The organism is Puerhibacterium puerhi (assembly GCF_009846865.1).
In the GTDB taxonomy this organism is placed as follows: domain Bacteria; phylum Actinomycetota; class Actinomycetes; order Actinomycetales; family Cellulomonadaceae; genus Puerhibacterium; species Puerhibacterium puerhi.
In genome coordinates this window covers 1-10,970 of record NZ_WUWN01000066.1, presented here as the reverse complement: position 1 = coordinate 10,970, position 10,970 = coordinate 1, and the positions used below count along the sequence as shown (strand labels likewise).

The window sequence follows — 10,970 nt, the reverse complement described above, 5'->3', positions numbered from 1 at the left end:
CGATCCGGATCGCCGAACAGCCGACGAATCACCGAACAGACCCGCGAGGGCAGGCGCGCACCGGGCAGGACGCGCCGGATCCCGTCAGGGCACGCGGCCGATCCACTCCGGGTTGGCGAACTTCGTGCGCACCAGCTCCTCGGCCCGCTCCAGCTCCTCCGGCCGCAGCGCGGAGTCGACCGTGCGGTAGCGGCCGCGGAAGTACTTCTCGAAGGCGTCGATGATCGCGTCGCGCGACAGGCCGGTCTGCGAGCGCAGCGGGTCCACCCGCTTGTCGGCGCTGCGCGTGCCCTTGTCCGAGAGCTTCTCGCGGCCGATGCGGAGCACCTCGAGCATCTTGGCGTTGTCGATGTCGTACGCCATGGTCATGTGGTGCAGCACGGCGCCGCCGGCCAGCCGCTTCTGGGCCGAGCCGGCGAGCTTGCCGGCCGGGGAGGCGACGTCGTTCATGCCGGAGAAGAACGCCTCGACGCCCACGGACTCCAGCGCGCCGAGCACCCACTGGTCGAGGAACGCGTACGACTGCTCGAAGGACATGCCGTCGACGAGCGAGGCCGGCACGACGAGCGAGAAGGTCACGCAGTTGCCGGCCTCCATGAACATCGCGCCGCCGCCCGAGATGCGGCGCACCACGGTGACGTCGTGCTTGCGCACACCCTCGGGGTCCACCTCGTTGGACAGCGACTGGAACGAGCCGATGAACACGGCCCGCTCGTCCCAGTCCCAGAACCGCAGCGTGGGCCCGCGCCGGCCGGCGGCGAGCTCCTCGGTGAGCACCTGGTCGAGGGCGGCCAGCGTCGCGGGCGGCAGCGGGCCGGGGCGCAGCACCTCGAACTCGTGGTCGTCCCACGTCGTCGCCAGGCCGAGGGCGCGGCGCACCGCCACGGCCACGGCCCAGGCGTCGAAGCCGACGAGCGTCGCCGGCCCGGGGATGACGCCGTGCCGCGCGGCGGCCTGCAGCGCCTCGTCGACGGCCGAGGCGATCTCGCCCGTCGAGGTGCTCGCGTCGAGCCCGTCGAGCGCCGCGTCGATGACGTCGAGCGCCTCGTCGGGCTCCAGGAAGAAGTCACCGGAGAGGTGTGACCCGGTCAGGCGGCCGTCCTCGACCTCGACGTCGACAGCGACGAGCTTGCCCCCGGGAACCTTGTACTCACCACGCACGGGCACCAACCTACGCCGCGTCGCTCAGCCGCGCGGGTCCACCCCGGCGTGCAGCAGCCCGTACACGTGCGCGTCGAGGATGGCCTCCCAGGCCGCCTCCACGACGTTGGGGCCCACGCCCACGGTCGACCACGTGCGCTCGCCGTCGGTGGTGACCACCAGCACGCGCGTGATCGCGTCGGTGCCCTGCTCGGAGTCGAGGATGCGCACCTTGAAGTCGGTGAGCTCGAACCGGTCGATCTCCGGGTACACCCGCGTCAGGGCTCCGCGCAGCGCCTGGTCGAGGGCGTTGACCGGGCCGTTGCCCTCCCCCGTGCTCACCAGTCGCGCGCCGCCGGCGTGCACCTTGACCGTGGCCTCGGCCAGCGCCTCCGCCGCGCGGCCCTGCGCCGTGCCGGGCACCGTCTCGACGATCGTGCGCCACGACTCGACGGTGAAGTACTCGGGGCTCGCGCCGAGCTCCTCGCGCAGCAGCAGCTCGAACGAGGCGTCGGCCGCGTCGTAGGTGTAGCCGTCGGCCTCGGCGTCCTTGACCCGCTGTGTCACGCGGCCGAGCAGCTCGCCCTGCCCGGCCAGGTCGAAGCCGAGCTCGCGGCCCTTGAGCTCCACCGACGCGCGCCCGGCCATGTCCGAGACCAGCATGCGCATGTCGTTGCCCACCGCGGTGGGGTCGACGTGCTGGTACAGGTCGGGGTCGACCTTGATGGCCGAGGCGTGCAGGCCGCCCTTGTGCGCGAACGCGCTCGCGCCGACGTACGGCTGGCGGGCGAACGGTGCGATGTTGGTGATCTCGGCGATCGCGTGGGCGATGCGGGTGGCCTCCTGCAGGCCCTGGTCGGCCAGCAGCTCCCGGCCGGTCTTGAGCTCCAGGTTGGCCACGACGGTCAGCAGGTCGGCGTTGCCGGTGCGCTCCCCGTAGCCGTTCACGGTGCCCTGCACGTGCACGGCCCCGGCGTCGACGGCGGCGAGGCTGTTCGCCACGGCGCAGCCGGTGTCGTTGTGCGCGTGCATGCCCAGGCGCGGCGCGGTGCCGATCGCCTCGCGCAGCGCCGTCACGACGGCGGTGACGCGGTCGGGCAGCATGCCGCCGTTGGTGTCGCACAGCGTCACCGTCTCGGCACCGGCGGCGAACGCCGCCTCGACGCACGCGCGCGCGTACGCGGGGTCGTAGCGGAACCCGTCGTAGAAGTGCTCCGCATCGAGCACCACGCGCCGCCCCTCGGCCACGAGCAGCGCGACCGTGTCGGTGATCATCGCCAGGTTCTCCTCGCGCGTGGTGCGCAACGCCCGCTCGACGTGCCGCACGTCGGACTTGGCCACGAGCGTGACCACCGGCGCCTCGGACTCCAGCAGCGCCCGCACCTGCGGGTCGTCGGCGGCGACGGCGCCCGGGCGGCGCGTGGAGCCGAACGCCGCGAGCACCGCGTTCTTCAGGGTCAGCTCGGTGCGCGCGCGGCGGAAGAACTCGGTGTCCTTGGGGATCGCCCCCGGCCAGCCGCCCTCGATGTACCCCACGCCGAGCTCGTCGAGCAGCGGGGCGATGGCGAGCTTGTCCGCGACGGTGAGGTTCATGCCCTCCTGCTGCGCGCCGTCGCGCAGCGTCGTGTCGTAGACGTCGAAGGTCGGGGCGTTCATGCGCGTTGTCTCTTCCCGGGCGATGTCGGTGTAACAAAAAAGACCCTCCGGGTACGGAAGGTCGGCGCGTCCGGCGGGGTCATGCCGGACGCGCTAGCGAATGACGCGGCGCGGGTGTCGCAAGGTCACGGGGCCATGGTGCCACACCGCCCCTGGCACGGTCAGCGCCGTGTCCACGGTGCGAGCAGCCGCCGTGCGTGGTGACCTGGGAGCCACCTGAGACGGAGGTGCACGATGAGTGATCCGAACCGCCCGTACGACGCCGTACCGGGCAGCCCGCCGCCGGCGGTCCCGCCGCGCGAGCCCGCCGTCCCGCCGGCGACCGCCCCGGCCCCCGCGCCCGGCCGGCCCGCCACGTCGGGCACCGAGGACCCGCGCCTCGGCCTCGAGGTGGGCCGCTACTGGGGCGGCGCTGTCGCCACCGTCGTCGTGACCGCGCTCGTCGGTCTCGTGGCGGCGTTCCTCGTTGACCGGGTCGCCGGCCAGGAGCTGCTCACGCCCCCGTTCGGCGACGACGACCTCGTCGCCTGGACGGTCGCGAGCGCGCTGTTCGCGCTCGCCGCCGCCGTCCTGCTGCACCTGTGCGTCGCGGCGACCCCGCGCCCGGCCTCGTTCTTCGGCTGGATCGTGGCCCTGGCGACCGTGGTGCTGGCGGCGGTGCCGTTCGCGAACCGCACCGACCTGCTGCCGGCCGTGCTCACCGCCGTCGTCTGGATCGTGATCGGCCTGGCCACCTGGTCGCTGCTGACCGGCGTGCTGGCCCGCACCCTGGTGCGCCGCCCGGCCGTCTGACCGGGCGGCGCACCGTCGCCGTCGGGGTCGCCGTCAGGCGAGGCGGCGCATCCAGCCGTGCCGGTCGGCGGCGCGGCCGTACTGGACGTCGGTGAGCTCCGAGCGGATCGCCATCGTCAGCTCGCCGGGGTCGCCGTCGCCGATCGTGACGTCGAACGTCGGGCCGGCGAGGCGGCCGACCGGCGTGATGACCGCGGCGGTGCCGCACGCGAACACCTCGGTGATCGAGCCGTCCTGCAGCCCGGCCGCCACCTCGGCGATCGGGATGCGCCGCTCGACGATCTCGCGGCCGCGGTCGGCGGCCAGCTGCAGGATCGACGAGCGCGTCACGCCCTCGAGGATCGAGCCGGACAGCTCGGGCGTGTGCACAGCCCCGTCGGCCGTCACGAGGAACAGGTTCATCCCGCCCAGCTCCTCGAGGTAGGTGTTGGTGCCGCCGTCGAGGAAGCAGACCTGGTCGAAGCCCTTGGCCGCGGCCTCCATCTGGGGCAGCAGGCTGGCCGCGTAGTTGCCGCCGGTCTTGGCGGCGCCGGTCCCGCCGGGCCCGGCCCGGTGGTACTCGGTGTCGACCCAGATGGACACAGGCTTGACTCCCCCGGCGAAGTACGCGCCCGACGGCGAGGCGATGACGAGGTACTCGGCCTCGTCGCTGGGCCGCACGCCGAGGAACGCCTCCGAGGCGAACATGAACGGGCGCAGGTACAGGCTCGAGTCCTGTGCCGTCGGCACCCAGTCCCGGTCGACGCGCACGAGGGCGGCGATCGAGCCGACGAAGTCGTCGACCGACAGCGCCGGCAGCGCGAGACGGTGCGCGGAGCGGGCGAAGCGCGCCGCGTTCTCCTCGGGCCGGAACGTCCACACGGACCCGTCGGCGTGCGGGTAGGCCTTGAGCCCCTCGAAGATCTCCTGCGCGTAGTGCAGGACGGCGGTGGCCGGGTCGAGCTGCAGCGGCGCGTACTTCTCGATGCGCCGGTGGACCCAGCCCTGGCTCCGGCGCCAGGAGATGCGCGCCATGTGGTCGGTGAAGACGGTGCCGAACTTCGGCGCCGCCATCTTGGCCGCGCGGTCCGCGTCGGAGGTGGGCACGTCGGTGGTGTGGACGGTGAAGAGCTCGACGATGTCCTCGATCTTCTCCGGCAGGATCCGCTCGGCGGAGATCGCGTCGTTCGACGTGCTGGGCTCGGTGGTGCTCGTCATGAGGGGCCTTTCACGAGTGGACCCCTGTAGTCTTCCACGCCGCGCGCCGCCCGATGGCGGCACGGTGGCGCCCCGGTCGGCGGCCGACGGCGGGGCGGCGCGGACGTCCACAGCGGTCCGGGAGGGACGGGGTGCTGGGGACGACGGCCGGGGTGGGCCGGGGCTCGTCGGTCGCGGCGGTGACGGGTGGGTCAGCCGGCGACGCGTGCGGCGAGCTCGCGGCCGATCTCGGCCGTCGAGCGTACTCGGGCGTGCTGCGCCCGCTCCGCCAGGTCCGCCGCGACGGCGGACTCGATGCGCCGGGCCGCGCCCGGGTGCCCGAGGTGGTCGAGCAGGAGCGCGACGGACAGCACGGTCGCCGTCGGGTCGGCCTTGCCCTGGCCGGCGATGTCCGGCGCGGAGCCGTGCACCGGCTCGAACATCGAGGGGAACGTGCGGTCGGGGTTGACGTTGCCCGACGCCGCGAGCCCGATGCCGCCGGTGATCGCCGCCGCCTGGTCGGTGAGGATGTCGCCGAAGAGGTTGTCGGTGACGATCACGTCGAACCGCGAGGGGTCCGTGGTGAGGAAGATCGTCGCGGCGTCCACGTGCAGGTAGTCGGTGGTGACGTCGGGGAACTCCGCGTTCACGGCCTCGACGGTGCGGCGCCACAGGTGCCCGGCGTGCACGAGCACGTTGTGCTTGTGCACGAGGGTCAGGTGCTTGCGCGGCCGGGCGGCGGCCTGGGCGAAGGCGTAGCGCACGACGCGCTCGACGCCGAACGCGGTGTTCACCGAGACCTCGGTGGCGATCTCCTGCGGGGTGCCGGTGCGCACCGACCCGCCGTTGCCCACGTACGGACCCTCGGTGCCCTCGCGCACGACGACGAAGTCGACGTCGCCCGGGTCGGCGAGCGGGCTGCGCACGCCGGGGAACAGCCGCGCGGGGCGCAGGTTGACGTAGTGGTCGAGCGCGAACCGCAGGCGCAGCAGCAGGCCGCGCTCCAGCACGCCGGAGGGGACGCCGGGGTCGCCGACGGCACCGAGCAGGATCGCGTCGTGACGGCTGATCGCGGCCAGGTCGGCGTCCGTGAGCGTCTCGCCCGTGGCGTGCCAGCGGCGCGCGCCGAGGTCGTACTCGGTGGTGCCGACCTTGACGCCGGAGCCAGCGAGGGCTGCCTCGAGGACGGCGAGCCCCTGCTCGACCACCTCCGGCCCGATGCCGTCGCCCGCGACGACGGCGAGGTCGATGCTCCGCGTCTCAGCCATGGCCCGAGCATAGGTGCCCGCGCCACCATGCGGGACGCACGTCTCACCATCCGAGCCGCACGAGCGCGGCCGCCGCGCCGCGCCGCGCGGCCCCGCGTCAGAGGCGCGGGTGCAGCACCTCGAACCGCTCCCACACCACCGGCATGTCCGGCGCGAACTCGTGCCCGATCGGCGGCAGGGTGCGGCGCCAGTACCGCTCGTGGCCCTCGCGCCACTCCTCGAGCGAGCGGTCGCCCTCCCCCTCGAGGTACGCCTGCTCGGCGGTCACCTCGTCGAACGGCACCGTGACCACCTCGACGGTGCGCAGCAGCGCCCGGGGCACGCCCGCGCCGTCGAGCACGATGCTCAGCGTGCCGGGCACCGGCAGCGGCTCGCCCTCCGCCTCGTACTCCCAGACGGCGGCCGCGGTCGCGGTCTTGGTGCCGATGAGCACGAGCTCGAGGAGCTCGTCGGCGAGCTCCGGGGAGTCGCCGAACGCCCACGCCTGCGGCGGCACGCTCGTCGCCCAGCCCGGGCCGGTCACCACCGAGGCGCGGCCCAGGCCGGCGCGCCCGCGCACCAGCTCCCAGTACCGCTGGATCCGCGCCGCCTGCGCGGCGTCGTCCACGGGCAGCTCGTCAGCGTCGGGCGCCCCGAGGTCCGGGACGGGGCGCAGGTCGCGCGAGAGCGCGGCGTCGTCGGTCATGGGCCCATCCTGGCAGGCCGCGGGCCGGGCGCACGGCAGGGTGCACCGGCCGCGGCGCGCGCGCCCGGCACCGACCCTCACGGGATCCCGCCGGGTGCACGACGGCGGCCCGCCACCCGGGAGGGGTGACGGGCCGTCGTGCGGCGGGAGGTCAGCGCACCGCGCAGTCCTCGCGGCTGGGCGTCAGCGCGCGGCCGAGCCCTCGACGTAGTCGGTGTCCTGCGGCTTGACCCACGCGAACAGCTTGCGCAGCTCGCGGCCGACCGGCTCGATCGGGTGGTTCTGACCCTTGGCGCGCAGCTCCTGGAACTCCGGCGCGCCGGCGTCCTGGTCGCCGATGAAGCGCTCGGCGAAGGCCCCCGACTGGATGTCGGCGAGCACGGCCTTCATGTTCTCCTTGACGTGCGGGTCGATGACGCGCGGGCCGGAGACGTAGTCGCCGTACTCGGCCGTGTCGGACACGGACCAGCGCTGCTTGGTGATGCCGCCCTCGTAGATGAGGTCGACGATCAGCTTCAGCTCGTGCAGCACCTCGAAGTAGGCCACCTCGGGCTGGTAGCCGGCCTCGGTGAGCGTCTCGAAGCCGTACTGGATGAGCTGCGAGACGCCGCCGCACAGCACGGCCTGCTCGCCGAAGAGGTCCGTCTCGGTCTCCTCGGTGAACGTGGTCTTGATGCCGGCCGCGCGCAGGCCGCCGATGGCCTTGGCGTACGACAGCGCGAGGTCCCAGGCCTTGCCCGAGGCGTCGGTCTCGACGGCCACGATCACCGGGACGCCGCGGCCGTCGGCGTACTCGCGGCGCACCAGGTGGCCCGGGCCCTTCGGGGCGACCATGATCACGTCGTGGCCCGCGGCCGGCTCGATGTAGCCGAAGCGGATGTTGAAGCCGTGGCCGAAGACCAGGGCGGCGCCGTCCTTGAGGTTCGGGGCGATCTCGTCGCGGTAGATGTGCCGCTGCACCTGGTCCGGGGCCAGGATCACGACGACGTCGGCGCCGCGCACGGCGTCGGCGACGGTGGCGACCTTGAGGCCCGCGTTCTCCGCCTTCTCGCGCGAGGCGCTGCCCTCGCGCAGGCCGACCGTGACGTCGACGCCGGAGTCGCGCAGGTTCAGGGAGTGGGCGTGCCCCTGGCTGCCGTAGCCGATGACGGCGACCTTGCGCTGCTGGATCACGGACAGGTCGGCGTCGTCGTCGTAGAAGAGCTCAGCCACGGTGGTTCCTCGTTTCTTCGTGGTTCTGCTTGCAGGTCGGTCTGTGGTGCCGGCCCGGGGGCCGGCGGGTCTGGAGGTCAGGCGGACCGGACGCGCTCGAGCGCCCGGTCGGTGATCGACCGCGACCCGCGCCCGACGGCGAGGGTCCCGGACTTCACGATCTCGCGGACGCCGTACGGCTCGAGCGCGGCCACGAGGGCGTCGAGCTTGGCGTCGGTACCGACCGCCTCGACGACCACGGTGTCCGGCACGACGTCGACGACGTGCGCCCGGAACAGGTTGACCACCTCGAGCACCCCGGAGCGGGTCTGGGCGTCGGCGCGCACCTTGACCAGCAGCAGCTGGCGGTGGACCGACTCCTCCGGGGTCAGCTCGACGATCTTGATGACGTGCACCAGCTTGTTGAGCTGCTTGGTCACCTGCTCGAGCGGGAGGTCCTCGACGACGTCGACCACGACGGTGATCCGGGAGATCTCCTCGTGCTCGGTGGGGCCGACGGCGAGCGAGTGGATGTTGAACGCGCGACGGGCGAACAGCCCGGCGACCCGCGTGAGGACGCCCGGGCGGTTCTCCACGAGCACGGACAGGGTGTGGCGGCTCATCGGGTCCTCACTCCTCGCGGTCCCACGCCGGCGAGATGCCGCGCGCGTACTGGATGTCGTCGTTGCTCACGCCGGCGGCGACCATCGGCCACACCATCGCGTCGCGCGAGACGGTGAAGTCCACGACCACGGGGCGGTCGTCGATCTCGTTGGCCCGCTTGATCGCGTCGTCGACGTCGGACTCGCGCTCGACCCGGATGCCGACGGCGCCGTACGCGTCGGCGAGCTTGACGAAGTCGGGCACGCGCTGGGTGCCGTGGCCGGTGTGCAGGTCGGTGTTGGAGTACCGCTCCTCGTAGAAGAGGGTCTGCCACTGCCGGACCATGCCCAGCGAGCTGTTGTTGATCAGCGCCACCTTGATCGGGATGTCGTTGATGACGCAGGTGGCCAGCTCCTGGTTGGTCATCTGGAAGCAGCCGTCGCCGTCGATCGCCCAGACGGTGGCGTCCGGCCGGCCGACCTTGGCGCCCATGGCGGCGGGCACGGCGTAGCCCATCGTGCCCAGGCCGCCGGAGTTGATCCACGTGCGCGGGTGCTCGTACCGGATGAACTGCGCCGCCCACATCTGGTGCTGGCCCACGCCCGCGACGTACACGGCCTCCGGCCCGGCGAGCTCGCCGAGGCGGGTGATGACGTGCTGCGGGGCGAGCAGGCCGTCGGCGGTGGCCGTGTAGCCCAGCGGGTAGGTCTCGCGCCAGCCGTCGATCTGGTGCCACCAGGCCGCCAGGTCGGGGCGGCCGACGGCGGCGTGCTCGGCCTCCACGGCGGGCACCAGGTCGCCGATCACCTCGCGCAGGTCGCCGACGATCGGCACGTCGACGGCGCGGTTCTTGCCGATCTCGGCCGGGTCGATGTCGGCGTGCACCACCGCGGCGTGCGGCGCGAAGCTCGACAGCTTGCCGGTCACGCGGTCGTCGAACCGCGCGCCGAGCGCGACGATGAGGTCGGCCTTCTGCAGCGCCGCGACGGCCGGCACCGTGCCGTGCATGCCGGGCATGCCGAGGTGCTGCGGGTGGCTGTCGGGCACGGCGCCGCGGGCCATCAGCGTGGTCACGACGGCGGCGCCCGTGACGTCGACCAGGCGGCGCAGCGCCTCGCAGGCACCCGCGCGCACGACGCCACCGCCCACGTACAGCACCGGCCGGCGGGCGGTGGCGAGCAGCTTGGCGGCCTCGCGCACCTGCTTGGCGTGCGGCCTGGTCACCGGGCGGTAGCCCGGCAGGCGCATCTCCTGCGGCCAGGAGAACGTGGTGCGGGCCTGCATGGCCGACTTGGCGATGTCCACGAGCACCGGCCCGGGGCGGCCCGTCGACGCGATGTGGAACGCCTCCGCGATGGTGCGCGGGATCTCGTCCGGGTCGGTCACCAGGAAGCTGTGCTTGGTGATCGGCATGGTGATGCCGACGATGTCGGCCTCCTGGAACGCGTCGGTGCCGATCATCGAGGCGCCGACCTGACCGGTGATGGCCACCATGGGGATGGAGTCCATGTTGGCGTCGGCCAGCGGCGTCACGAGGTTGGTGGCGCCCGGGCCGGACGTCGCCATGGTGACGCCGACCTTGCCGGAGGCGTGCGCGTAGCCCGACGCCGCGTGGCCGCCGCCCTGCTCGTGGCGCACCAGCACGTGGCGCACCTTCGTCGAGTCCATCAGCGGGTCGTACAGCGGGAGGATCGCGCCGCCGGGGATGCCGAACACCGTGTCGACCCCGACCGACTCGAGCGAGCGGACGATCGACTCGGCGCCGGTCATCTCCTGGGGCGCGCCGCCCGCTGCCGCGTCACCGGCTACGAGCCCGCGCGTCCGGACCTCGGCGGGTCGCGCGTCAGTGCGCGCGGCGACCTGTGCGGGGCTCGGGTGCGGCGTGGCCATCGGTGTCTCCTGCCGTCGGTCGGGTGCGGTGGTGCAGACAAACGAAAACCCCTCGGTCCCGCGGACGGGACGGTCGAGGGGTGAGCGCGCTGACGAAGCCGGTACGTCGAGTACGGCGGCCTCAGCCGGCGCGCCCGGGAAGTACTACGAGGAGGTTCGTCTGCACGTGAGGAACGTTACGCCCGCGGCCCGCGGGTGTCACGCCACGGACCACGGATTCCGCATGATGAGACATCTGCCCGCGAGCCGGGACGGCGCGGACGGTGTTCTCGCAGGTCAGGTCCGCGGATCAGCCACCGTCGGGCTGCTGCCACGTGCGCACGCGCACCTCGTCGCCGGCGGCGTCGGCGAGCACCCACTCCCCCGGCGCCCGCCGCCCGGTGACCAGGTGCCCGCCCGCCGCGAGCGCCGCGGCCACGCGCTCCTCCGCGACGTCGGCCGGCACGTGCACGTCCAGGCGCACCCGGCCCCGCCCGGCGGCGCCCGCCGCCGCGACCCGCACGCTCGGTCCGCGCCCGAGGGGGTCGGCGAGCGCGCCGCCCCCGGCCCCGGCCCCGGCCCCGGGCCCG

Annotated in this window: 10 protein-coding genes; 1 reads left to right on the top strand and 9 read right to left on the bottom strand. The window is 73.5% G+C overall.

All coding sequences use genetic code 11. From position 1 onward, the window contains the following. Positions 1 to 84: 84 nt before the first annotated feature. Together GSF02_RS17690 and cimA are read right to left on the bottom strand one after the other, a co-directional pair. Positions 85 to 1,161, bottom strand: coding sequence for a lipoate--protein ligase family protein (locus tag GSF02_RS17690; RefSeq protein WP_159798691.1), 1,077 nt, complete (start codon positions 1,159 to 1,161; stop codon positions 85 to 87). A 24-nt stretch (positions 1,162 to 1,185) separates the two neighbouring features. Beyond that, a complete protein-coding gene (cimA, locus tag GSF02_RS17685; protein ID WP_159798690.1) occupies positions 1,186 to 2,796 on the bottom strand; it encodes a citramalate synthase in 1,611 nt (536 codons plus the stop codon). Between the two features lie 234 nt (positions 2,797 to 3,030). Between cimA and GSF02_RS17680 the strand changes: the two genes are divergently transcribed. Continuing rightward, complete coding sequence (locus GSF02_RS17680) at positions 3,031 to 3,588, top strand: hypothetical protein (protein ID WP_159798689.1); 558 nt, start codon at positions 3,031 to 3,033, stop codon at positions 3,586 to 3,588. Positions 3,589 to 3,621: 33 nt separating this feature from the next. Here the strand turns inward: GSF02_RS17680 and GSF02_RS17675 are convergent, their stop codons facing one another. The 7 genes from GSF02_RS17675 to GSF02_RS17645 all read right to left on the bottom strand — a co-directional run. Beyond that, positions 3,622 to 4,785 carry a branched-chain amino acid aminotransferase gene (locus tag GSF02_RS17675; protein WP_159798688.1) on the bottom strand — a complete coding sequence of 388 codons (1,164 nt, stop codon included), beginning with the start codon at positions 4,783 to 4,785 and terminating at the stop codon, positions 3,622 to 3,624. Positions 4,786 to 4,976: 191 nt separating this feature from the next. Next, positions 4,977 to 6,032 carry a 3-isopropylmalate dehydrogenase gene (locus tag GSF02_RS17670; RefSeq protein WP_159798687.1) on the bottom strand — a complete coding sequence of 352 codons (1,056 nt, stop codon included), beginning with the start codon at positions 6,030 to 6,032 and terminating at the stop codon, positions 4,977 to 4,979. A 97-nt stretch (positions 6,033 to 6,129) separates the two neighbouring features. After that, a complete protein-coding gene (locus GSF02_RS17665) occupies positions 6,130 to 6,717 on the bottom strand; it encodes an ASCH domain-containing protein (protein WP_159798686.1) in 588 nt (195 codons plus the stop codon). A 183-nt stretch (positions 6,718 to 6,900) separates the two neighbouring features. Beyond that, positions 6,901 to 7,929, bottom strand: coding sequence for a ketol-acid reductoisomerase (gene ilvC, locus GSF02_RS17660; RefSeq protein WP_159798685.1), 1,029 nt, complete (start codon positions 7,927 to 7,929; stop codon positions 6,901 to 6,903). A 77-nt stretch (positions 7,930 to 8,006) separates the two neighbouring features. Further along, the gene (ilvN, locus tag GSF02_RS17655; protein WP_159798684.1) at positions 8,007 to 8,531 is read right to left on the bottom strand and encodes an acetolactate synthase small subunit; all 525 of its coding nucleotides are present in this window, start codon (positions 8,529 to 8,531) and stop codon (positions 8,007 to 8,009) included. A 7-nt stretch (positions 8,532 to 8,538) separates the two neighbouring features. Next, entirely contained in the window at positions 8,539 to 10,401 is a 1,863-nt protein-coding gene (locus GSF02_RS17650) for an acetolactate synthase large subunit (protein WP_159798683.1), read from the bottom strand. 289 nt (positions 10,402 to 10,690) lie between these two features. Further along, positions 10,691 to 10,970: VOC family protein (locus GSF02_RS17645; protein ID WP_328799040.1), on the bottom strand; the 280-nt coding region annotated here is incomplete at its 5' end.